Source organism: Methanofollis liminatans DSM 4140 (assembly GCF_000275865.1).
GTDB classification, from domain to species: Archaea; Halobacteriota; Methanomicrobia; order Methanomicrobiales; family Methanofollaceae; genus Methanofollis; species Methanofollis liminatans.
Map to the genome: position 1 here is coordinate 561,726 of NZ_CM001555.1, position 22,574 is coordinate 584,299.

Annotated in this window: 25 protein-coding genes; 12 read left to right on the plus strand and 13 right to left on the minus strand. The window is 62.4% G+C overall.

Going from position 1 to position 22,574, the window contains the following annotated elements:
• Positions 1–50 precede the first annotated feature (50 nt).
• Positions 51–899, minus strand: coding sequence for a DNA-3-methyladenine glycosylase family protein (locus tag METLI_RS02715; protein WP_004037799.1), 849 nt, complete (start codon positions 897–899; stop codon positions 51–53).
• A gap of 17 nt (positions 900–916) precedes the next feature.
• Positions 917–1,822, minus strand: coding sequence for a nitrogenase cofactor biosynthesis protein NifB (nifB, locus tag METLI_RS02720; RefSeq protein WP_004037800.1), 906 nt, complete (start codon positions 1,820–1,822; stop codon positions 917–919).
• A gap of 102 nt (positions 1,823–1,924) precedes the next feature.
• Here nifB and METLI_RS02725 point away from each other — a divergent pair, with 102 nt between their 5' ends.
• Positions 1,925–2,437, plus strand: a complete 513-nt coding sequence (locus METLI_RS02725) for a YajG family lipoprotein (RefSeq protein ID WP_004037801.1) — start codon at positions 1,925–1,927, stop codon at positions 2,435–2,437.
• 7 nt (positions 2,438–2,444) lie between these two features.
• Here METLI_RS02725 and METLI_RS02730 read toward each other — a convergent pair whose 3' ends face one another.
• Positions 2,445–2,711 (minus strand): hypothetical protein, encoded by a 267-nt coding sequence (locus tag METLI_RS02730; protein ID WP_004037802.1) that lies wholly within the window; start codon positions 2,709–2,711, stop codon positions 2,445–2,447.
• A 173-nt stretch (positions 2,712–2,884) separates the two neighbouring features.
• Here METLI_RS02730 and METLI_RS02735 point away from each other — a divergent pair, with 173 nt between their 5' ends.
• The 3 genes from METLI_RS02735 to METLI_RS02745 are packed head-to-tail and all read left to right on the plus strand — an operon-like array spanning position 2,885 to position 5,652.
• Positions 2,885–3,820, plus strand: coding sequence for a substrate-binding domain-containing protein (locus METLI_RS02735; RefSeq protein ID WP_245529393.1), 936 nt, complete (start codon positions 2,885–2,887; stop codon positions 3,818–3,820).
• Positions 3,821–3,870: 50 nt separating this feature from the next.
• The gene (locus tag METLI_RS02740) at positions 3,871–4,566 is read left to right on the plus strand and encodes an ABC transporter permease (protein WP_004037804.1); all 696 of its coding nucleotides are present in this window, start codon (positions 3,871–3,873) and stop codon (positions 4,564–4,566) included.
• A 3-nt stretch (positions 4,567–4,569) separates the two neighbouring features.
• Entirely contained in the window at positions 4,570–5,652 is a 1,083-nt protein-coding gene (locus METLI_RS02745; protein ID WP_004037805.1) for an ABC transporter ATP-binding protein, read from the plus strand.
• 20 nt (positions 5,653–5,672) lie between these two features.
• Here the strand turns inward: METLI_RS02745 and METLI_RS02750 are convergent, their stop codons facing one another.
• Positions 5,673–6,815: a putative sulfate/molybdate transporter gene (locus METLI_RS02750; RefSeq protein WP_004037807.1), complete on the minus strand. Its 1,143-nt coding sequence runs from the start codon at positions 6,813–6,815 to the stop codon at positions 5,673–5,675.
• Between the two features lie 113 nt (positions 6,816–6,928).
• Between METLI_RS02750 and modA the strand changes: the two genes are divergently transcribed.
• From modA to wtpC, 4 genes are read left to right on the plus strand one after another with little or no spacing between them, the layout of a single operon-like run.
• Positions 6,929–7,732: a molybdate ABC transporter substrate-binding protein gene (gene modA, locus METLI_RS02755; RefSeq protein ID WP_004037809.1), complete on the plus strand. Its 804-nt coding sequence runs from the start codon at positions 6,929–6,931 to the stop codon at positions 7,730–7,732.
• A gap of 45 nt (positions 7,733–7,777) precedes the next feature.
• Positions 7,778–8,314 carry a tRNA (N6-threonylcarbamoyladenosine(37)-N6)-methyltransferase TrmO gene (gene tsaA / locus METLI_RS02760; RefSeq protein WP_004037811.1) on the plus strand — a complete coding sequence of 179 codons (537 nt, stop codon included), beginning with the start codon at positions 7,778–7,780 and terminating at the stop codon, positions 8,312–8,314.
• Complete coding sequence (locus tag METLI_RS02765) at positions 8,263–9,099, plus strand: ABC transporter permease (protein ID WP_004037813.1); 837 nt, start codon at positions 8,263–8,265, stop codon at positions 9,097–9,099. The genes tsaA and METLI_RS02765 overlap by 52 nt, the downstream gene beginning before the upstream one ends.
• Before the next feature lie 11 nt (positions 9,100–9,110).
• Entirely contained in the window at positions 9,111–10,157 is a 1,047-nt protein-coding gene (gene wtpC, locus METLI_RS02770; protein ID WP_004037816.1) for a tungstate ABC transporter ATP-binding protein WtpC, read from the plus strand.
• On the opposite strand, the gene METLI_RS02775 is transcribed toward wtpC, so the two are convergent.
• Both METLI_RS02775 and METLI_RS02780 read right to left on the minus strand, forming a co-directional pair.
• Positions 10,137–10,502, minus strand: coding sequence for a hypothetical protein (locus METLI_RS02775; protein WP_004037817.1), 366 nt, complete (start codon positions 10,500–10,502; stop codon positions 10,137–10,139). The two genes, wtpC and METLI_RS02775, sit on opposite strands and share 21 nt — an antisense overlap.
• Positions 10,503–10,542: 40 nt before the next feature.
• The gene (locus tag METLI_RS02780) at positions 10,543–10,773 is read right to left on the minus strand and encodes a hypothetical protein (protein ID WP_004037819.1); all 231 of its coding nucleotides are present in this window, start codon (positions 10,771–10,773) and stop codon (positions 10,543–10,545) included.
• A gap of 92 nt (positions 10,774–10,865) precedes the next feature.
• On the opposite strand from METLI_RS02780, the gene METLI_RS02785 reads away from it, so the two are divergent.
• Positions 10,866–11,678 carry an amino acid kinase family protein gene (locus tag METLI_RS02785; RefSeq protein WP_004037821.1) on the plus strand — a complete coding sequence of 271 codons (813 nt, stop codon included), beginning with the start codon at positions 10,866–10,868 and terminating at the stop codon, positions 11,676–11,678.
• 41 nt (positions 11,679–11,719) lie between these two features.
• On the opposite strand, the gene METLI_RS02790 is transcribed toward METLI_RS02785, so the two are convergent.
• Positions 11,720–11,950: a hypothetical protein gene (locus METLI_RS02790; RefSeq protein ID WP_004037823.1), complete on the minus strand. Its 231-nt coding sequence runs from the start codon at positions 11,948–11,950 to the stop codon at positions 11,720–11,722.
• A 78-nt stretch (positions 11,951–12,028) separates the two neighbouring features.
• Between METLI_RS02790 and METLI_RS02795 the strand changes: the two genes are divergently transcribed.
• Positions 12,029–12,841 carry an amino acid kinase family protein gene (locus tag METLI_RS02795; protein ID WP_004037824.1) on the plus strand — a complete coding sequence of 271 codons (813 nt, stop codon included), beginning with the start codon at positions 12,029–12,031 and terminating at the stop codon, positions 12,839–12,841.
• Positions 12,842–12,936: 95 nt separating this feature from the next.
• On the opposite strand, the gene METLI_RS02800 is transcribed toward METLI_RS02795, so the two are convergent.
• Positions 12,937–14,373, minus strand: a complete 1,437-nt coding sequence (locus METLI_RS02800) for a P-loop domain-containing protein (protein WP_157203193.1) — start codon at positions 14,371–14,373, stop codon at positions 12,937–12,939.
• Positions 14,374–14,403: 30 nt separating this feature from the next.
• Here METLI_RS02800 and METLI_RS02805 point away from each other — a divergent pair, with 30 nt between their 5' ends.
• Positions 14,404–15,177: an MBL fold metallo-hydrolase gene (locus METLI_RS02805; protein ID WP_004037826.1), complete on the plus strand. Its 774-nt coding sequence runs from the start codon at positions 14,404–14,406 to the stop codon at positions 15,175–15,177.
• A gap of 1 nt (position 15,178) precedes the next feature.
• Entirely contained in the window at positions 15,179–16,816 is a 1,638-nt protein-coding gene (locus tag METLI_RS02810; protein WP_004037827.1) for an ATP-dependent DNA ligase, read from the plus strand.
• On the opposite strand, the gene METLI_RS02815 is transcribed toward METLI_RS02810, so the two are convergent.
• The 5 genes from METLI_RS02815 to METLI_RS02835 are packed head-to-tail and all read right to left on the minus strand — an operon-like array spanning position 16,803 to position 22,566.
• Positions 16,803–17,591, minus strand: coding sequence for a hypothetical protein (locus METLI_RS02815; protein WP_004037828.1), 789 nt, complete (start codon positions 17,589–17,591; stop codon positions 16,803–16,805). The two genes, METLI_RS02810 and METLI_RS02815, sit on opposite strands and share 14 nt — an antisense overlap.
• 53 nt (positions 17,592–17,644) lie before the next feature.
• Positions 17,645–18,793 carry an Nre family DNA repair protein gene (locus METLI_RS02820; RefSeq protein WP_004037829.1) on the minus strand — a complete coding sequence of 383 codons (1,149 nt, stop codon included), beginning with the start codon at positions 18,791–18,793 and terminating at the stop codon, positions 17,645–17,647.
• 6 nt (positions 18,794–18,799) lie between these two features.
• On the minus strand, positions 18,800–19,828 hold the full coding sequence (locus METLI_RS02825) for a DUF2117 domain-containing protein (RefSeq protein ID WP_004037830.1): 1,029 nt from the start codon (positions 19,826–19,828) through the stop codon (positions 18,800–18,802).
• Entirely contained in the window at positions 19,815–20,696 is an 882-nt protein-coding gene (locus tag METLI_RS02830; RefSeq protein ID WP_004037831.1) for a hypothetical protein, read from the minus strand. The genes METLI_RS02825 and METLI_RS02830 overlap by 14 nt, the downstream gene beginning before the upstream one ends.
• Before the next feature lie 52 nt (positions 20,697–20,748).
• Complete coding sequence (locus METLI_RS02835) at positions 20,749–22,566, minus strand: YgiQ family radical SAM protein (protein WP_004037836.1); 1,818 nt, start codon at positions 22,564–22,566, stop codon at positions 20,749–20,751.
• Between the last annotated feature and the right edge of the window lie 8 nt (positions 22,567–22,574).

Sequence of the window (22,574 nt, forward strand, 5' to 3'; positions counted from 1 at the left end):
GGCGTGCCGCTGTGCATCAGAATCGTTACCAGAGGTTTTGATCTGTTCCCTCAGGGCTGCTCCTCTTCCCGCACGCAGAAGAGGTACTCCTGCGCCCACCCGGCATATGCCCCGAAGTGCTCCCGCGCAAACCCGGCGATCAGGTCGTATTCGCGGCAGGTCATGGTTTTGTCTTCCGGGAGGTCAGGCAGGTAGTGGCGGCGCATCATCCGCCTGATGTGCACGTCCACCGGAAAGGCCTCGTATTTCTCGAAGGCGAAGAGGAGAATGCAGTCGGCGGCCTTCGGGCCGACGCCCGGGAACCTGAGGAGTTCACGCCTCGCCTCCCCGTAGGGAAGGGCAGCGACCCTCTCCGCCCATCCCGGATCCTCTGCGCAGAGCGCCGCCGTGGCGCAGGCGTATGGCGCCCGATAGCCGAGCACGCACCCCCGCATCTCGCCCTCGCTACAGGGGGCGAGGGCTGCAGCGTCGGGAAAGGCGCTGACACCGCCCGGCAGGCGCCTGCCGTAGCGTTCGGCAATCAGGGCGATGCGCTTTTTTATCGTCGGAATATTGGTGTTTGTGGCGCAGATATACGAGATCAGGGTCTCGAAGGGCTCTTGCCGCAGGATGCGCAGTCCCGGGCAGCGCCCGATCGCCGCGTGGATCCGGGGGTCGCGGTCGACCGAAGAGAGGATCGCCGGGAGATCGAGGTCGAGGGCGAAGTAGCGGCGGATGAATGGTTCGTCGGCACCGGAAAAGAGAAGTCTCTCCCCGTCCTGCCTGATCCCGATCGCATGATCGCCGGCGACGCCGTACCAGGTTCCGTCAACCTTCTCCCACCGGAACGCCTGCCCGCAGCCAAGGGTGGCGTCAAGGTTGAACGGATTGCCCGGGCCGAGCCTGAGTGCTTTTTCCATTAAAAAAGAGGATTGTTTTATTTCCTGCTGCAGCCTGAGTAGACGTTGGCCTGGACGTCCTGCCCCAGTTTGCCGATCGCGTCCGAACGGCAGCGGGCGCAGTGGCGCATCTGCTTGATATAAGGGGCGCACCGATCCTGCATCGCTTTTTTCTCCGCAGCAGTCGGCGGCACGACCTCGGCGAACTTGTACTGCGGGATCAGCGGGATGAGGTTGAAGGAGAACGCGCCCATTTCACCTACTTTCTTTGCGATATCGACGATATGGTCATCGTTGACCCCGGGAATATAGACGCAGTTCACCTTCACGAACATCTTTCTCTCGACGGCCATCCTGATCCCCTCGAGCTGATTTTTCAGGAGGATCTCGGCAGCTTCCCGGCCGGTGTAATGCTTGCCATGGTAGTTCACGAACGAGTAGATCTTCTCGCCGACGGCCGGATCGACGGCATTGAGCGTGACGGTCACGTTGCCGACGCCGTATTTCTGGAGTTCATCGATCTTCTCAGGGAGCAGGAGGCCGTTCGTTGAGATGCACATGATCAGGTGGGGGAACTCCTCGTGGACCAGCCTCAGGGTCTCGAAAGTTTCCGGGTTTGCGAGGGGTTCGCCGGGCCCGGCGATCCCGATCACCTTCACGTAGGGGTAGTCCTGGATCACCTTTCTGACCAGTTCTATCGTTTCCTGCGGGGAGAGGACCTTTGAGGTGACGCCCGGTCGGCTCTCGTTCACGCAGTCGAAGTCCCGCACGCAGTAGTTGCACTGGATGTTGCAGTGCGGGGCCACCGGCAGGTGGCAGCGCCCGAAGGTGTGGCAGGCTGTCTCCGAATAGCAGGGGTGCTCCTGGATCTTGCGCAGCTGTTCAGGGTCGTAGGGCACCTCCCGATCCCCGACCGTTGCCGTCCTGTACTCATTTTCCGCCATGGCAAACAACACACTATACTCTCCCCCGCTCTTATATTACAGTTCGGTTGGTGCACCGGCGGCGAAGGAACCCTAATAAGGCAGGGCGGTGCATTCGCGTTCATGTATCCATCCAGGACGGCATCTCTGGTGATCCTGATCTTCCTGACCGCCCTTGCTGCGGGCTGCGCATCCTCACCTGGCGGCGGGGAGACCGTGACTCCTGAGGCCACCATCCCGCCGTCGCCCACACCAGAGCCCGTGGACAGTCCGGTGATCGTCTCCGATCCCCGCCTCTCCCCTATGGCAATCACTCTGACGGCATCCGAAATGAGCGACGGCACCGGTGTCTATCTCACGCTCATCATCGATCCGAAGGGTGCGGCGATCGCCCGGAACGGCGTTCCTGTGATCGCCACCTTCTTCGCCTACAACACCGTCGAGGAGGCCGGGGGCTTCGTGCCTGAATCGGTTGACGAGGTCCGTTCGGTGGGTCTGCCGTACCGGAGCGTCTCCGATACCATCTATGATGCCCCGGTCAGTTTCAGGGCCTCGCTCCCGGCCGAATCCGAGCACAAAAATCTGGATATCGGAAAAGAATATGTATATGGAGTTTTCGTGAACATAAGAGATTGAGAGATTTTCAGGTGTCGCACCCGGGCATCTTCGTCTCCTGGAAGATCACTCTGCCCTTTGCCGTGAGGGCGACCGAAGTGAAGAGGTAGGGTTCTGACGAGGCGCGGATGTGGAGGTCCACCGCTCCCATTCTTTCCAGCTCCCTGACCGCCGTGTTCACCTCATTTGGTGGGAGGGCGGTCATGGCACTGAGTTCTTTTCCTGTGTACTGACGCATTATACCGCCGACAAGGGCGTACATGATTTTTTCAGCGTTTTTTCCCATTTTTTCCATGATTATCCTCGGGGGTGATCAGATGCACTCGATATTGCCCCGAAATTAATAAACCTTCGTATCATGGGTCGGGGAGACCATGTTAAATGGATCCATTGAACTTGCTCAAGGCGCCGAGCAAATTATTTAATAGTTGGTATTGTGACATTTACGATACCATGAAAAAAAGTATTTTGATACTGATCGCAGTTGTCATGGTCGCCGCGGCCATGGCTGCAGGCTGCACCGGTTCTCCGGGTGGAGAGGCGACGCCGACCCCGACGACCTCCGCTCCGGCCGAGACGCAGACGCTGCTGATTGCCACGACGACGAGCCTTTACGACACCGGACTCCTCGACGCCCTGAAGGCGCCGTTCGAGAAGGAGTATAATGCAAAGGTCGATATCATCTCTGCCGGCACGGGCACGGCGCTCGGCTACGGAGAGAACGGCGACGTCGACGTGATGATGGTCCACGACCGCGTGCGCGAGGACGCCTTCCTCGCGAACGGCCACGGCATCGACCGCCGCGTCATCGCCTACAACTACTTCGTGATCGTCGGCCCGGAGTCGGACCCGGCAGCTATCAAGGGTATGACCCCTGAAGAGGCGTTCACCACCATCCGCGAGAAGGGTCTTGCAGACCCTGAGAACGTGAAGTTCGTCTCCCGCGGCGACAACTCCGGCACCCATGCAAAGGAGAAGGTGATCTGGGCGAAGGACGGATTCAACTACACGACCGATATCACGAACTCGGGCGAGTGGTACATCGAGGCCGGCACCGGCATGGGTGCCACCCTGGTGATGGCAGACGAGAAGGCCGCCTACACCCTCTCCGACATCGGCACCTACCTCACCTACAAGGACAAGACCGCCCTTGTGCCGGCGGTCTCTGAGGGCGACATCCTGCTCAACGTCTACTCGGTGATGCGGATCAACCCCGAGAAGCACCCGGGCGTGAACTCGACCCTTGCAAAGGACTGGATCAACTATCTGACCTCTTCGTCGACCCAGAAGACGATCGAGGAGTTCGGCGTCGTTCAGTACGGTGAACCTCTCTTCTTCCCGGCCGCAGGCAACTGGGAAGTGATGGGTGTGAACCAGTCCGAGGTGGAAGACCCGGTGGTCTGAAGCCGCTGGTTTTTTCCCTTATCCCTTCTTTTTCTGTATCGATTACCGGGGTGGTGAAGTTGGGCTATATTATCGATGGGCTGATGGAGGCGATCCAGCTGATCGTCTCGATGGATCCGGACGTCATGGAAATTACAGTTCTTTCGCTCGTTGTATCCCTGACGGCGACATGCGCCGCCACCGCGGTTGCTCTCCCGGTGGGGTCGGCGATCAAGTTCACTGAGTTCCCCGGGAAAAAGGTGCTCATCAACCTGATCCAGACGCTCTACTCCCTCCCGACGGTCATCGTCGGTCTGCTCATCTTCCTGCTCATCACCCGCCACGGCCCGCTCGGGTTCACCGGCATTCTCTTCACGCCGCAGGCGATGATCCTGGCCCAGACCGTCCTGATCCTCCCCATCATGGTTGGACTGACGATCTCGGCCCTGTCCGGCGTGGAAGAGACGATCAGGGATACGATCATCTCCCTTGGCGCCACCCGCCTCCAGTTCCTCACCTCGATCGTCAGGGAGGCGCGGTTTGCGATCTTTGCGGCGGTCGTCGTCGGTTTCGGCCGGGCGATCTCCGAGGTCGGGGCCGCCATTCTCATCGGCGGGAACATCGCCCACCGCACCCGCGTGCTGACGACGGCGATCTCCCTGAATACCTCGCAGTGGGAGATCGGCACCTCCATCGCCCTCGGGATCATTCTCCTTGCGATCGCCCTCATCGTGAACACCGGCGTGACCCTCTTCCAGCAGCGGTGAACCATGATCGAAATAGAGCACGTATCAAAGAATTTCGGGGAGAAGGTCGTCCTGAGAGATGTAAGCGCAACGATCCAGGACGGCGAGATCTTCGCGATCATCGGCCCCTCGGGCTCGGGGAAGTCCACCCTCCTGCGTATGATCAACCTGCTCGAAATCCCTGACGGGGGGCGCATCATCGTCGACGGCACCGATATCCATGCCGATCGATGGCGTACCCTCGAAATCAGGCGTATGATGGCGATGGTCTTCCAGAAGCCCGCCGCCTTCAACGAGAGCGTCTACGACAACATCGCCATCGGTCTGCGGATGCGCCATGTGCCAGAACGCGAGATCCAGAAGAAGATCGCCGATGCGCTCGAGGTGATCGGGCTCTCCGGCTATGAAAAGCGGCGGGCGAAGACACTCTCGGGCGGGGAGATGCAGCGGGTCGCCCTTGCGCGGGCGCTGGTGACCGATCCTGCCGTACTCCTGATGGACGAACCGACGGCGAACCTCGACCCCCTGGCCACGGCGGTAATCGAGGACCTGGTGCTGCGGATCAACCGCGACTTCGGGCAGACCGTGGTGATCTCCACGCACGATATGCTCCAGGGCCAGCGCCTCGCCCACCGGATAGGCGTGTTGATGGACGGCGTCTTCTCGCAGGTCGGCACTCCGAGAGAGGTCTTCGCCCTGCCGAAGAACAAGCATGTCGCCAGGTTCGTCGGGATCGAGAACATCGTCTCCGGCAGGATCGCCAGGACGTCGGAGGGCGTCGCCGAGATCGAATCCGCCGGTGTGATCATCAGGGCCGTCACGCCCCTCTCTGCAGGGAGGAACGTCTGCGCCTGCATAAAGCCTGAGGACATCACCCTCCACCTCGTCGATGGGTCGCAGATCTCCGCGCGCAACGTCCTCGACGGCACGATCGCCAGAATGACCGCTTTTGGGCCGCTGACGCGCCTTACAGTAGAGTGTGGCATTCCCTTTTCAGTTCTCATCACCTGGAAGTCTGCCGGGGAGATGGGGATCGCCGAGGGGAGCCGGGTGCGGATCTCTTTCAAGGCGAGCGCCGTCCACGTCGTCGAGGACGCTGAGGCGTAACCCCTTCAAACACTCTCGCTCTATTTTTTCGGCCTATCGAGCTGCTCCTTCCGCCACCGGAGCGCGTAGGCCAGGGCGAGCCCGACCACAAACGCGACGGTGATGTTCGCCAGGATGGTGAGTGCGGCGATCGCGCCGGTGACAAGATAGGAATCGGTCTTTACGCTGTGTTTTGCGAGTTCTACGGCGGCAAAAATGAGCAGTCCGCCGAAGACGCCGAGTGGGATGAGGGCGAGGCTCTGCGGGGAGGCGAAGAAGAAGGCGAAACCCAGGAAGATGATCCCGGCGATCACGTTCGCCCCCCCGGTGCGGGCGCCGAAGCGGTGCTGTGCGGCAAGGCCGCCGGCGCCGTGGCACATCGGAAACCCACCGAAGGGCACCGAGACCAGGTTCATGATCCCGATCGTGCGCGAGAGGCGGTCTGGAGGGACATCTCTCTTGAAGAGATCGAGGGTGAGGAGCGAAGTCGCCAGGATGGCGTTGGTGAGGGTGAGGGGAAACTGCGGGGGGACGAGGTAGAGCCCTGCATAGACGAGGTCTTCGATCCCGGGTATGACGAGGGTGGGGATGGGGATCATCGCGAAATGGGGGAGGCCGGCCGTCAGGATTCCTGCGCCAATGCCGATGGCGAGGACGATGAGGGCGGAAACATCGTTGATCTTCCAGCGGATGGCGGCGATGAAGAACAGGATAACGATCGCAACGGATATCCCTGCGTAGAGCGGGTCGGATTGGAGAAAGCCAAACGATGTCCTGAGCAGGATGAGGGCGAGGCCGGCCTGCACGCCCCTGATCACGCTCACCGGGATCCGGTTCTGCAGCCAGGTCATGCTCCCGCAACAGCCGAGGGCGAGGAAGATCACGCCGATGAGCATGCCGGCGCCGGCGATCTCCCCTGCAGTCAGCCCTTCGGCGATGGCGATCGCTCCGACCGCTTTTAAGGGTTCGATCGGGATCGGGAGGCGGTAGACGATGCCTGCGATCGCGTACCAGAGGGCGAAGAAGAGGAAGATGTGCGCGAGGTTCACCTCGCAGACCAGGGCGACGCCGAGCACGATGGGAAGGATCGTCCCGAAGTCCCCGACCGATCCGGCGGCCTCACCAAGGGAGAATTTGAGCGGGAGTTGCCCCTTTTCTTCTTCTGCCTGCATTACATCTGCCATCTCTATGCATCCTGTGGCGCCACGATCGTTTCTGTTCTGATCCCGGAGAAAGGTTTCTCCCTACCGAGTTAAATCATATGTTTTTATTAACTATGTTAATTAATGATTTTATTATGAGAATACTCTCTCTTGTTCTGGCACTTATGTTTGTTGTTGGTGCTGCCTGCGCCATCTGCGGGTGTACCACCCAGACGTCGACGACACCGCAGGTTTCTGAACAATCGACGCTCATGGTCTACTGCGGCGCCGGTATCCGTGAACCGATGGAGGAGATCGCCGCCATGTATGAAAACGAAACCGGCACGATGATCGAGTTCACCTTCGGCGGTTCGGCCCAACTCCTCAGCCAGATGGAACTGGTGAAGCAGGGCGATCTCTACATGCCCGGCGCCACCGCCTATATCGAGTCGGCCGCGAAGAAGGGATTCATCAACACCTCGGAAAAACTCGTCTACCACATCCCGATCATCGCCGTCGCGAAGGGCAACCCGAAGAACGTGACCGGCATCGCCGACCTCGCCCGCCCTGACCTCCGCGTGGTCATTGGTGACCCGACCGGTCCCGCCATCGGCGCGACCACGAAGAAACTCCTGAACAAGAGCGGCCTCTGGGAGACAGTTTCGGCCAATGCAGTTGCGAAACGTGCGACTGTGAACGAACTGATAGTCGACGTCAGTATGGGAACGGCGGACGCAAGCGTCATCTGGTACGACCTCTATGTGCCCGATAAAATGGAACGCATCGAGATCCCGAAGGCAGAGAACGATATCAAGGTGATCCCCATCGGTACCCTGACCTTCTCTGAGAATCCGGCTCAAGCACAGGCTTTTGCCGACTTCGTCGCCTCGGATAAGGGTCTGGCGGTCTTTGAGAAATTCGGGTATGTCATCTACCCTGACCCGAAGTACGAGAGCTGACGTCTTCGCTCTCACATCCTTTTTCTTTTATGGAGATGTCTTACCATGCACCAGGAATCCACCGATCCGACACGACAACCGGTCACCTACCGGCCCATCGGCGTCATCAGGACGCCCTTTACCGAGCAGGAGAACACCCCCATCCAGGGGATATTCAACACAGCATGCGGCACCGTCGAGGTCTTCCCTGAGTATGAGGAGGGGCTGCTGGATCTCGAGTCGTTCTCGCACCTGATCCTCATCTACCACTTCGACCGGGCAAACGCCGCCATGCTCCGGCAGAAACCGTTCCTTGATGTCCAGAAGGAGCGCGGGATCTTCGCAATCCGCCATTTCAACCGCCCGAACCCGATCGGGATCTCGATCGTGGAACTGAAGGGCGTGCGCGGCAACCTCCTCGACATCTGCGGTGTGGACGTTCTGGACGGCACGCCGCTCCTCGACATCAAGCCCTATGTCCGCCAGTTCGACCACCGCGATGAGGTCAGGAGCGGGTGGGTGGACGAGCAGCATGTGGACGATATCAAGGAATGGAACAGCACCCCGGAGGCCCTCAGGCAGCGCGGCCGGGTGAACCTGTGAGGTTTTCTGAGCCTCTGAAGGCGGTGACGATCGGTGTTGCCGCCCTGCTCACCCTCTTCATCGTCGTCCTGATGCTCCTTGTCGTCACCCATCCTCCTCCCGCCGCCATCCTCGCCTCTCTTGCCTCACGGGAGATCCAGTTTGCCATCTACCTCTCGCTCGTCACCTCGCTGGTCTCCACCGCGATCTGTATCCTGATCGCCGTACCGTCGGCGTATGCCCTTGCGAGATACGATTTTTTCGGCAAACATGCGGTGAACACGGTCATCGACCTGCCGCTCGCCCTTCCGCCCCTTGTCGCCGGTGTCGCCCTTCTCCTCTTCTTCGGGACCACGCCGGTGGGAAAAGCGCTGGCTGAAGCCGGTCTCGTCTTCGTCTTCACCCCCCTCGGGATCATTGTGGCACAGGTGTTCGTGAACTTCCCGTTCATGCTCAGGATCATGCGCTCCACCTTCGAGGGGATCAGCCCCCGCTACGAGTACGTGGCAAAGACCCTCGGGTGCACCGATGTTCAGGCCCTCTGGCGCGTCACCCTGCCGATGGCGACGAGCGGTCTGATCGCCGGCGGCGTGATCACCTGGGCAAAGGGGATCGGCGAGTTCGGAGCGGCGCTCATGCTCGCCGGTGCGACGCGGATGAAGACCGAGACGCTGCCGATCTCCCTGTTCCTGAATATGTCCTGCGGAGAACTGGAGATGGCGATCTCGGCGGCGACGATCCTGATCGTCATCTCGATCGCATCGCTCTATGTTTTTGAACGGTATGGCGGGAGCGCCCGCCTGTAGGAGGGGGAAGAATGCTGGAGATTGAAAACGTATCCAAGGATATGGGGGAGTTTGTCCTGAAGGACGCCTCCCTCACGGTGAACGACGGCGAATACCTGGTGATCATCGGGCCGACCGGTGCCGGAAAGACGATCCTCCTCGAGACGCTGGCCGGGATCTATCCCCCTGACTCCGGCCGCGTGGTCCTGAACGGCCGGGACATCACCAATGCGCTGCCGCGGGAGCGGAACATCTGCATGGTCTATCAGGACTACATGCTCTTCCCCCACCTCACGGTGGCGGAGAACATCGGGTTCGGGCTGCGGAACCGGAAGATGGACCCGGCGGAGATCGAGCGGAAAGTGAACGATGCCGCCCGATTCCTCTGCATCGACCACCTCCTCCACCGCCACCCGGAGACGCTCTCCGGCGGCGAGCAGCAGCGGGCGGCGATCGCCCGTGCAGTCGTGATGGAGCCCGCACTCCTGCTCCTCGACGAACCGCTGAGCGCCCTGGACGGACAGACGCGCGAGAAACTCAGGAAGGAGTTGCGGCGCCTCCATGACCTCTACAGGATCACGGTGATCCATGTCACCCACAACTTCGAGGAGGTCTTCTCCCTCGCCGACCGCGTGGTCGTGATCAGGGGCGGCGAGATCGTGCAGGTCGGTGAACCGCATGAGGTCTTCAGGAAACCGAACTGCGAGTTTGTGGCAAATTTTGTGGGTGTGGAGAACCTCTTCCGCGGTGCATGCGTGTGCAGGGGAGGGCTATGTGAGATCGATGCCGAAGGCGTCAGGATCGTCTCTGCCACCTGTTCGGAGAACGGTACGGCCACGGCGACCGTCAGGCCCGAGGATATCCTGGTCTCACGCGCCCCCCTGGATTCGAGCGCTCAAAATTCACTGAAGGGGAGGATAGAGACGATCGCGGACAACGGCACGGTCGTCCGGATCACGGTGGATGCAGGCATCCCCTTTGTGGTGGTGCTCACCCGGCGCGGTGTGGTCGACCTGGGTCTCGCCGAGGGTGATGAGGTCTGGATCACCTTCAAGGCCTCATCGGTTCATGTCTTTTGACCTGACAGTGCTGAGCAGTTCGGAGAAGATCCTGCTCCCGAGCACCCTCTCTGCTTCGGCGGTATAGCGGGATGCCATCAGGGAGACGAGCACTGCGGTGCCTGCCGGCGTGGTCGAGATCCCGACCCGCTCCACCCGTCTGATAAGGCCGTTCTCTTCCATTTCTGCAAAATAGGGCAGCACATAATAGTGCGGAACCTTCAGGTGCTCGGCGAGGCGGCGCGTGGTCGGGAACTGAATGCTCACCCCCTCCTCACCCCTGAAGTGGACGGTGACGCAGCGGTCCTGCATGAGCATGACCCTGACGGCGGCGTCGAAAATCTCGTTTCTGCCAAGCGATGCCATAATAGAATGATATGTGTGTGAAAAGAGAGAAATGGCGCGGTCAGTCCTCGCGCCTCTTCCCGCTCCTCTCTTCTTCCGGAATCGGCTCAAGATATATGATCTCGGCGCCGACATCCTTCGCCACCTGTTCGAGTTCGGCCTTTCTGAAGTGGGTCGCCTCGATCTTCAGGTGATTGCCGTCCTCTTTCCCGCCGGTGACGGCGACCACCCTGAACTTGGGCTGCTTGACACCGCTGCCGACTTTCTGTCTTCCCCTGACGTAGATCTTCATCTGTATCACCTGGTTTTTCAGTTGATATACCAATTGGTACGATCCTCCTTATATGCAAGCCACTATATATATTTTGTCAGCCAGGTGATATCATCAAAGAGAAACGCTTTGAACTCCAGTCCGGTCTCCGGGGAGAAACATTGGTCCGAAAGGGCTTGATGCGTCGTATCGACGAGATCCCGCAGATCAGGATTATGCCTGACCTGAACGTGGTGAAGATCGGCGGCCACGGCACGATGGACTTCGGCCGCGAGGTGGTTTTTCCTCTTGTAGAGGAGATCGGCGCCCTGAAGAATGCCGGCGAGAAACTCCTCGTCGTGACCGGCGGCGGCGTGCGGGTCCGTCATATCATGGATATCGGGATCAACCTGGGCATGCCCACCGGTGTGCTTGCAGAACTCGCCGGCAAGATCAGCGAGCAGAACGCCCTGATGATGTCTCTTCTCCTCTCCCGGTATGGCGGCACGCAGGTGAAGTCCGGGGATCTCCTCGAGCTTCCCACCCTCACCTCCCTCGGCCTCCTCCCGGTGACCCATGGCACCCCGCCGTACGGGCTCTACGAGCAGCCCGCCGAGATCGGGTCGATCCCGCCGAACCGGACCGACACCGGCGCCGTCCTCATGGCCGAAGTGATGGGTGCGAAGAACTGCATCCTCGCAAAAAACGTCGACGGTCTCTTCACCGCAGACCCGTTCGCCAATCCTGATGCAGACTTCATCCCGGAGATCGCTGCGAAGGATCTCCTGGCGATGGATATGGAGGACATGGTGCTGGAGAAGAAGGCCGTCGAACTCCTCATCCACACCAAGCATATCACCGAGATCAGGGTGGTCAACGGGCATGTGCCCGGAAATATCACAAAGGCCGTCCGCGGCGATGCGGTCGGCACCCTGATCCACCGGTAACAAGGAAAAAGCAGGGGATGTGTTTCATCCCTTTTTTTTGTTCAGTCTTCTTCTTTCATCTTCCCGCGCTCTTCTTCAGGCATCGGCTCGAGCCAGACAATCTGCGCCCCGACATCGGCGGCGATCTGCTCGATCTCGGTCTTCCTGAAGTGCGTCGCCTCGACCTTCAGGTGGGCCTCGTCTCCCTTGCCGCCGGTGACGGCCACCACCCTGAACTTGGGCTGTTTGACGCCGGCCCCGACCTTCTGCCTCTCCCGTACGTATATTTTCATACTTCCCCCCCTACCGGGCCGCTCCCGGCAGATGCACACTACTATATATCTTCATATATATTGGTTGTCTGTGGACTCATGACGAAGGAACGCTTTGAACTGGACTCAGGTCTGCGGGGTGAGACCCTGGTTCGCAAGGGGCTGATGCGGCGGATCGACGATATTCCGCAGATCAGGATCATGCCCTACCTGAACGTGATCAAGTTCGGCGGTCACGGCACCATTGACTATGGAAAGGATGTGGTCTTTCCCATAGTCGAGGAGATCGGCGCCCTGAAAGGGGCGGGAGAGAAGATCCTTGTGGTGACCGGCGGCGGGGGGCGGGTGCGGCATATCATGGACATCGGGATCAACCTGGGCATGCCCACCGGCGTCCTCGCTGAACTCGCCGGCAAGATCAGCGAACAGAATGCGATCATGATGGCCGTCCTCCTCTCGAAGTACAACGGGGTCCGGATCAAGACCGATGATCTGCTCGAACTCCCCACCCTGACGGCGCTGGGGCTTCTGCCGGTGACCCATGGCACCCCCCCGTACGGGCTCTACGAGCAGCCCGCTGAGATCGGGTCGATCCCCCCGAACCGGACCGACACCGGCGCCGTCCTCATCGCCGAAGTGATGGGAGCGAAGAACTGCATCCTCGCAAAGAATGTCGACGGCCAGTTCACCGCAGACCCGAGGACGAATCCCGAGGCCGACCTGATCCCGGAGATCACGGCAAAAGAACTCCTTCAAATGGACATGGAGGATATGGTGCTTGAGAGAAAGGCGGTCGAACTCCTCCTCCATACCCGGCATATCAAAGAGATAAAGGTGGTCAACGGGCATGTGCCCGGCAATATCACGCGGGCCGTCCGCGGGGAGGCGGTCGGAACCGTGATCCGGGCATAATCTTTCCTGTATCTTTTTGCCGGGTGTGAATGTCCGGCAGAATCCGCCCCTCTGGCTGTCCCGTATTCGGCTGCGTGGCGATGCGATCCCGGGCTTCACCACTCCTGATCTTTTTTCGCCATCCGTGCGCACTGTTCGAGATACTCCAGGTATGCCGCCCTGAAGGCCGCAGGAGTGATCGCCCCGGCGCCGTGCCCCCGCAGCACCATGATCCGGTCGGCGCGGGCGATCAGGGGGTCCAGCGAGGAGGTGGCGACGATGCAGGCGGTGCTTCCAAGCGCTTCCGGCCGTTCGGCCAGGATCTCCGCCAGAGGTGTTACATCCTCCTCCTGGAGGGTGCTCCTGACCAGCAGGTTTGCCGCCGCCCGGTCCTCGTCGATGAGCAGGAGCGGCGCCTCCTCCCGCACGGCCGTCCCCACCTGCACGGCCATCGTCATCGAACCGCTCCCCTGCCCGAAGGCCGCCTTCGGCGTCCCGGTCATGCCCGGCGGGAGGCTTCCAAAAAAGAGGCTCACGTCCGCGCCGTTGAGGTGCTGCCCGCCCGCCTCGGCCGTGCGTGCGCCCCTGACCGTGACGATCAGCTCGCGGCCGTCGCCTGCGGCATGGTCGTCCTCGCCGGCGCGGATGGCGTTGAGGAGGGTGGTCTTTCCCTGCGCGTTCGAGCCCGCGACGGCGAACACCTCGCGCCGCCTGATCCCGAGGCCCGTGACCGCCCTGTCGCTTGCCGGGAGCTCGACCTCGGTCGGCCCGATCTCTTCAGGGCAGTGAAAGGGGATGTGCACGCCCTCTTTCGGCCCGGCCACGCGGTGGTGCTGGCGGAAGCGGGTGTACGATCGTGCCGGGAGCGTGCCGTCGCCGATAAAGCAGACGAGCCCCATCGAGGGCAGGCGTGCTCTGAGGAGTTTCTGGTCGAGGGAGAGTGTTGCGGCGGCGGCAAGGTCGCGTGCGGGAAGGCGGCGCATCACCTCCTCGATCCCTTCGGCGAGGGCCGCCACCTTTTCCCCGACAGTTCGAGGCGCCCCGCCCCCGGGCGGGCCAGGATAGGGGACGGCGCCCCTGACGGTGCAGTGCAGGCCGTCGGACAGGAAGATGTTCTCCTCGTCCGGCTTCCAGAGGTCAGACCCGACGGCGGCGTCCGAGTGTACCAGGGTGACCGGCTCGATCCCGGCCGCATAGCGCGCCGGCCGTTCGGTGTCGAGGCCGCCGAGGGGGCGCAGGCGCGTATCGGCCCCGGCCGCCCGCTTCACCGCCTCGATGATCGCCCAGACTGCACCGTCCGCGCCCCCGGGTTCGATCCCGCCGGGCAGGGGGCGCGGGACGAGGAGGGGCATGGCGAACTGGAGGGAGGTGCCGTCAGGGGAGCGGACACAGTAGGCGTTTGTGCCCTCCCTGATGCGCCGGCGGTCCACGGCCTCGCCCGCGCCTTCCACGACCAGCCCGGTCGCCCCCATCCAGCCCTCGCCGCCCATCAATGATCTCTTCCTGCCCTGCCGACTAATTTCTATCGATCTCGCCGGTGCGACACGAACCATGAATACCGGGTAACCCCAAACCTCTCTGCAATGAAGATCACCAGCCTTGCGAGCGGGAGCAAGGGCAACTGCATCTATGTCGAAGGGGATGAGGGGGCGCTCCTCATCGACGCCGGACTCACGGCAAAGGAGATAAAAAAACGCCTCTCGGACGCCGGTTGCGACGAAGGCCGCATCAGGGGGATCCTGGTCACCCACGAGCACATCGACCACATCAGGGGCGTCGACGTCCTGGCCCGCCGTCTCGGCGTCCCGGTCGTCGGGACCGCCGGGACACTGGGGGCGTTTTCTTCGGCCCGCACCTCTTCAAAGCCGGTGGACCTGATCCGCGCCTTTCCCGGGGATGCGCTGGACCTCGGCGGCTTCTCGATCACGCCCTTCCTGACCGCCCACGACGCCGCCGAGCCCTGCGGCTACCGGCTCGCGGACGGAGACGTCAGCCTCGGGTGCTGCCTGGACACCGGCATCGTCACCCCGGGAATCGAGCGGGTGCTCGCCCGCTGCGACGCCGTCGTCCTCGAGAGCAACCACTGCCCGCAGATGCTGGAGGAGGGGCCCTATCCGGAGTTTCTCAAAAAACGGATCCGCTCGAAGCACGGCCACCTCTCCAACGCCGCCGCCGCCACCTGCCTGAAGGACATCGGCGGGGGCCTCACGGCCGTCATCCTCGCCCACCTCTCCGAGGTGAACAACACCCGGGATAAGGCGCTTCACTCTGCAGAGGACGGCCTCGGCCTCTTCCTCGACGGCATCGACCTCGTCGTCGGCGTCCAGGACCGGATCTCGGCAACGGTGAGGATCTGATATGGATTTTGCTGAGTTTTCCCTGATCTGCGAGCGTATCGAGGGGATCAGCGGGCGGCTCGAGATGATCGAGATCGTCGCCTCCGTCCTTCCCCACCTCTTAGAAGACGAGCTTCCGGTCTTCGTCAGGTTCGTGATGGGTAGGGTCTTCCCTGACTGGAGCCCGTTGAAACTCGGGATCGGGCCGAACCTGCTGTACGAGGCGGTCGGGTATGTTGCCGGCAGGAAGAAGGCGGCGGTGGTCGCCGCCGTCAACGAGACCGGGGACGTAGGCCTCGCCGTCGAGCGTCTGCTGGCGACGAAATCCCAGACCTCTTTCTTCTCTGAAGCGCTGACGCTCACCGGCGTCTACGCGGACTGTACGCGGATCGCCACGACCGACGGCAGCCGTTCGCAGCGGGAGAAACTCAGGGTCATCGAGGGGCTGCTCGGGAACGCCGGGGCGCTCGAAGGGCGCTACCTCTCCCGTCTCCTCCTTGAAGAGCTGCGCATCGGCGTCGGAGAAGGGAATGTCAGGGACGCCGTCGCCCGCGCCTTTGCCGTGGACGCATCCCTGGTCGCCCACGCCCACCAGGCCTTGAACGACCTCGGCGAGGTCGCCCTCCTTGCCCGGCAGGGAGAAGAGGCGTTGCGTGCGGTGCGGATCGAGCCCTTCCGCCCGGTGAAGATGATGCTCGCCCAGCAGGGGACGATCGGCGAGATGGTGGCCGATCACGGGGCCGTGGCCGTCGAGTACAAGTACGACGGCACCCGCTTCCAGTTCCACAAGGTCGGAAAGGAGTGCAGGATGTACTCCAGAAAACTCGAGGACGTGACCGGGGCGGTCCCCGACGTCATCGAGGCCCTGGACCGGGCGATCCCGCACGACGTGATCGTTGACGGCGAGGTGATCGCCGTGAAAGACGGCCGCCCGCGCCCGTTCCAGTTCGTTCTCCAGCGTTTTCGGCGGAAACACGAGGTCGAAGAGGCGATCGGAAGGGTCGACCTCGTCCCGCATCTCTTCGACATCCTGTACCTCGACGGCGATACCATCATCGACCGGCCCTTCTTCGAGCGCCGGAAGATCCTTGAAGGCACGGCATCGGCATACCTCGCCCCGCAGTGGGTGAGCGACGACGTCTCCCGCCTGGAGGAGATCTATGCCGACGCCCTGGACGCCGGGCATGAGGGCGTGATGCTCAAGACGCTCGACGCCGCCTATACGCCTGGCGTGCGGGGAAAGAACTGGATCAAGATCAAGCCGGCCGTCGACACCCTTGACCTGGCCGTCATCGGGGCCGAGTGGGGTGAGGGCCGCCGCGCCCGCCTCTTCGGCTCGTTCCTGCTCGCATGCCAGCAGGAGGGAGAACTCCTCCCGGTCGGCAAGGTGGCGACCGGCCTTTCAGACGAAGACCTGGCGGCGATATACGACCTCCTCAAAGACCTTGTCATCGCCGAGAAGGGCAAGGAGGTTGTCCTCGAACCAGTGGTCGTCTTTGAGGTCGGGTATGCCGAGGTCCAGAAGAGCCCGACCTATGCGAGCGGCTATGCCCTCAGGTTCCCGCGGTTTGTCAGGGTCAGGGAGGACAAGGGTGTGGACGAAGTGGAGACGGTGGACGGGATGCTGGAGCGCTACGAGCGCCAGCTCAAATTCGTATGACCCGGTAGTGCTGTCTGCTGATGTCCCCGTCCACGTATGCGTAATATTCCGAGCCGAAGCCCTCCACGTTGGTGAAGGTGACCTCGCCGTTGAAATTGGTGTATTTTGTGTGGAACCGCACGCCGTCCCTGTGCTTGAGGACCACCTTTACATCGGCTGATGGTTCCCTGCTCTGCCTGTCCTCTACCCTGAATGAGAGGACCGGGTTTAATGGTTCGTCCGGTCTGTCGGCGGCGTTCTTCTTGACAGAGCCGCTCCCGGTCGGCATCGCCACCTCGGACTGTCTGACGTAGCCCCCGAAATTCACCAGGAGAATGGACCCGAGAAGGAAAAATGCAGTCCCTGCCGCCCCGAAAAGAAGGATCCCGGTGGTCATCGAGAGGCGCAGCGCCGGAAGGTACAGCGGGATCGTATCGGTGATGAGGTACAGGAAAAAGCCCTCTGTCCATGCAAAGAGCGTCAGACCCATAAATTGGGTGAGGAGCACCATGACGATGAAGATCAGGCACAGGCTTCCCAGCGCGACCGATCCGATGCCGGCGAGCATGCCGGCGATCCGTACGATCGGCGACCTTCCGATGAATTTTTTCTCCCTTTTGACGACATGGTACAGGACGACGGCGAAGATGTTGAAGTAGAGGATCCCGCCGATAAAGAGGAGGAAGAGGTCGATGGTGGAGACGCTCTGCCCTGTCGGCATGGCCGTGGAATTTGCTGCGGAGACCGCGGGCATGAGCAGGCTGAATATGAGGAGTGCAATCCCCGCAATGCGCATATTTTTTCTTCACCCTGAAAACTGATATTTTTTATCTTTTCGACTCCAGCCGGTTAAAAATCAAAAAGCGTTTTCTGGGTGATCATTTCTGGAATCAGTCTGCTCTTCTGCCGCCATCCGCGCTGCCCGATGGCGGCGTCGGTCAGGGCCATTGCTGCATCCAGGTTTTCGCACCGCACCGGTCCGTTCTGCATTGCCGTCCTGGTGGCCTCCCTGATCACCCATGAACCGAGCGGAGCCCAGTAGTCGCTGCCCGCGTACCGAACGACCACAGCGCGCCCCGACCTCCCGGTCCTTGAAAGGTATTCGGCGACGGCCAGACGCGCCGCATAATACGCCCCTGCGATCGGGGAGTAGCCCTGCTTTTTGAGCCCCTCCCCGTCGGCGACGATGCTCTCCTCCTCCCCTGCCCAGAGGGACCGGCGCCCCCAGATCTCGATCATCTCGAACCGCCAGTCGCCCGGCACCAGGATCACCGCCATCGTGTTCCCGTAGAGCGTGGCGGTGAAGAACTCCACCTCGCCGAGGGGAGAAAAGCGGCGGATCTGGTCTTTCAGCCCATTGCCGACGGTATCGTCCACTGCCGTGATCGCCCACCTGGTCGGGACGATCCGCCGTTTTTTTCCGAGGAGCCCGGCGCTCATCAGCTGCGAGATCTGGTAGACGTCGACCCCCTCGGTGCCGAGGGCCGTGCAGGCGGCGGTCGCGGGAAGGTCGGTGTCAGAGGTGATCCGGTCGACGCTCCGACTGACGCGGGCGTTGTCGATCAGGTCGAGTTTCTTGATGCTGCCGGAGAGCCCGACCGGCGTGATGGTGCCGTCGAACCTGAGGTCGAAACTTACCGGACGCTCGAAGGCCGCTTCGACGTCGAGGGGCGTGGACGAGAGGGCGATCTCCTGGATCTCTCCTCTGACCACCTCGACACCGGCCGAACCCCTGATCGTCTGCGCCCTGATCCCGACGATATCCTCGATTGAGAGCCCCTGTGCCACCCAGACCCGTGGGGCGTCCGGGTCGGCGGTCATCAGGGGGCCGGCCGAGACGGCAGGGTAACCGTAACTCCCCACGAAGACGGAGGGGGCCCTGCCCATGTAACTGGCGCCCCGGGCGGCGGTGCGCACCTGGGCGTGGAACCTGTTCATGATCGGGCATTTCGGGAGCCCGCAGAGGAGTTTTCCCTTGCATTCGGCACACTGCATCATGGTTCTTCACCTGAGATCGAGGGCAGGACGGACCGAATTTCCCATCGTCTCCAGTACGTTATCGACCCAGCAGGACCAATCCGTCTCCCGGTCTGGAATCATCCCCGCGATCGTGAGGCCGATCTCGTCGTCTCGCCCGGCGATCGCCTCCAGGACGAGTGATCCCGGGGGAAAGGTCCCGCCAACCACACCGTCGGGGTCTCCGTCGGTGACGCCCAGGACCGGGATGCCGAGGTGGCCGGCGATATGCCCGGCGACGGTGGTGGTGTCGTCGCCGATCGCCAGGACGCCGCAGGTGGCCGGTGTCACCAGGTCATAGAAGCGGTGGGCGCAGTGGTCGAGGAGGACGACCCTGCCGCTCTTTCCCGGGACGGTCACCTGCGCCGGGGCCTTCTGCCTGATATGGCCGCTCTTGCACCATGCGGCGGCGAGATCGATCCGGCCGGTCCGGTGGAGTTTTTCGAGGCCGTGGGGCTTGACGTCGAGCCCTGATACTGCCTCGACCTCTCCTCCGGCATCGCGGAGGAGGACCTCTGCCGCCGTCGCCCTGCCGATCACGATCCCGTTCACGCAGACCGGTTCGCCGGGCAGGCACCCGCGGATCGTCCGGACAGCCTCGCGGGGCCGGGCTGCCGCCGTGGCCGTGACCCTGTCGTAGCCGAGCGCCCGGGCCAGGTCTCCGGCAAGCGCCCGATCGCCGCCGTTCCAGCAGAAAACCGTTTCAGAGGAGCATTCGACATGGACCGGGCCACCCTTTAGCCTCCCGGCCACGATCTCGCCGAAGACCATTCCCGACTCGGGCGTCTTCCCCCGGTTGAGGAGGAAGGCGGGCCCGGTGAGGTGGGCGAAGACCATGCTCGGGGGGACGCCGCAATATTCGCAGGCGACCCCCGACTCTTCGGCTGCGGTCCGTCCCATCACTCCCGAGACAAGGACCCGGCACGGTCCGAGAGCATCCAGCAGGCGACCTACGTCTCCCCTGTCGAAGGGTTCGGGGCCGTGGACGACCATGACGGGCCTGTCACCTGATATCATTCTGATCCTTTCCGCTCTGAAGGGAGAAAAAGCGTGGCGATGGGGATGGGTCCCCGTGGAAATACCTCCCTTCGCCGGTGGAGAGCGTCCCCCTGACCCTTCGCCATCCATTTTCCCCCTGGATCTCCGCCAGGATCAGGTCGGTGTAGGCATTCGAGGACCACCCGAGCAGCCACCACTCGTTCGACCCCGAGAACCTGATGGATAGGGTGAGGTTTGCCGTTGCGGGGGCGTCGCAGGAGAGATACAGCGGACAGTCATAGGTGTACCTCCTCCCGTCCGCCGCCGGCGTGAGGTTCCCCTTCGGGGCGAGCACCGGTTCGGTATCGAGGGGGTGCTTCGTGTCGATCGGCCCTGCGTCCAGGTCGGCTGTATAATACGTGCTGCCTCCATCCACCGTCGCCCCGAACGAATAGGGGAGGAGGATAGGTGTGGCGTCTGAATATGCGGACGAATACGTGACCTTCACCGCCCCGGCGGGCTCCTCCCCGGCGGTGACGGCGATCGGGAGGGGTGCATAGATGGGGGTAATATTAGCTGCGGCGACCACCAGCATCGGCGTGCCGTTCTGGCGGCGCACCGAGAGGTTCCAGTCGTCAGGGACGCCATAGCCCCCGCTCTCGCTCAGGATCTCGCCGATGGCCGAGGTGTCGTTATGCACCGGCAGGGGAATGATCAGGGTGACGTTTCTGAGGACGGCGTCGGTGGTGAGGGAGACATCGTAGCGATAGGTGCCGGCGATCTCGGTGTTTCCCTCCTGCGGCGTCGCCGCCTGATAGAAGAGCACCGCACCGGCGAGGAGCAGTACGAGGACGATAGCCGCAAGCCCTCCGAGGGCATATGCGATGATCTTCGTCCACCTCTTCATCGGCCTGCTCCTGGTCTATGCACCATTCCCGGGAACGCCGCTGGCGTCCTCCTCACCTCTTTCTTCCGGTCAGTTCTCCCCGGACGCCGCCTGCTCTCTGCACCAGGCAATGCCATGTTGTCCCGATCAGGTCCTCGCGCCCGGCCGCCTTCAGCCCCTCGATGACGAGGCTGCGGTTTTTCGGATCGCGATACTGGAGGAGCGCCCGCTGTATCTGCTTTTCCCTCCCCTTCGGGACATGGACCGGTTCCATGGTGGCGGGGTCGATGCCGGTGGCGTACATGCAGGTGGACCGCGTCATCGGCGTCGGGGTGAAGTCCTGCACCTGCTCGGTGTACAGGCGGTTGTCCCTGATGTATTCGGCGAGTTCGACGGCGTCGGCAAGGGTGCAGCCCGGGTGGCCGGAGATGAAGTACGGGAGGATGTACTGCTCTTTTCCGGCGGTGCGGGTCGTTTCTGCATACCGCTCCCTGAACCGGTCGAATATCTCCCTGCCGGGCTTGTTCATCAGCCTGGTCACCCCGGCGGCGACGTGCTCAGGGGCGACCTTGAGGTGGCCTGAGACATGATGGGCGCAGACCTCCTCGAGGTAGCCGGCGTCGTCGACCAGCGCCAGGTCGAAACGGATCCCGGAGGCGATGAAGACCCGCTTTACCCGCGGGATCTCCCTGAGCTCCCTGAGCAGCCTGACCTGACGGGCGTGCGAGGTCTGCAGGTTCGGACAGTCAGGGCTGCAGCGGCGGTCCGGACAGGCGCCTTTCGTCTCCCACTGCGGACAGGAGAGGCCGTACATGTCCGCGGTCGGGCCGCCGACGTCTTGGATCACCCCGTTAAAGCCGCGCATCCGTGCGAGGCGCCGGGCTTCGGCAATGATTGAGGCCTCGCTCCGGCTCTGGATGATCCGCCCCTGGTGGTGGGTGAGGGCGCAGAACGAGCAGGCGCCGAAACAGCCGCGGTGGGTGGTGATCGAGAAGCGCACCGGTTCGAGGGCTGGAATAGGCTCGCGGTACGAAGGGTGGGCGGCGCGGGCGTACGGGAGTTCGTAGACCCGGTCAAGTTCGGCAGGGGAGAGCGGCAGGGCCGGGGGGTACTGGACGATCACCGTCTTGGGGTGGGGCTGGACGACGGTCTTCCCCCGCACCGGGTCCTGCTCTGCCGCATGGAGGGCGAAGGCCCGCGCATACGCCTTCGGGCTCTCTCTGACCCCGGGAAAGCCTGGGATGACGGTGTAGCCGCTCTGGTCGATCTCGCGCCATTCGGCAGGAGGGATCCCGACCGCCGTCCCTCTGATCCCCCTGAGGCTCTGCCCGGCCGCGCACCGTGCCGCAATCTCCTCCATCTGCCGCTCGCCCATACCGTAGACCAGGACGTCAGCAGGGGCGTCGGCCAGGATCGATCCCCGCACGGTCTCTGACCAGTAATCGTAGTGGGCGAACCGGCGGAGGCTTGCCTCAATACCGCCGATCACGATCGGCGTGCCGGGAAAGAGGGACCTGACCTTATTGGCGTAGACGATCACCGCCCTCTCCGGCCGTTTCTGTTTTCCTCCAGGAGAATAGGCGTCGGTGCTTCGCCGTTTCTTGTTCGGGGTGAAGGCGTTGACCATGGAGTCGACGTTCCCCGACGAGATCCCGAAGAAGAGACGCGGCCGGCCGAGGCGCAGGAAGTCGTCAGGGTGCGTCCAGTCGGGCTGGGCGATGATCCCGACGGTGTAACCCGCCTCCCAGAGCATTCTTCCAATGACGGCCGTCCCGAAGGAAGGGTGGTCGACATAGGCGTCGCCCGAGATGAGAATCACGTCGAACTCTGAGATGCCGAGGGCTTTCGCCTCTTCAGGCGTCATGGGGAGGAAGGCGGGCTGCGGGATCATCTAAGTTA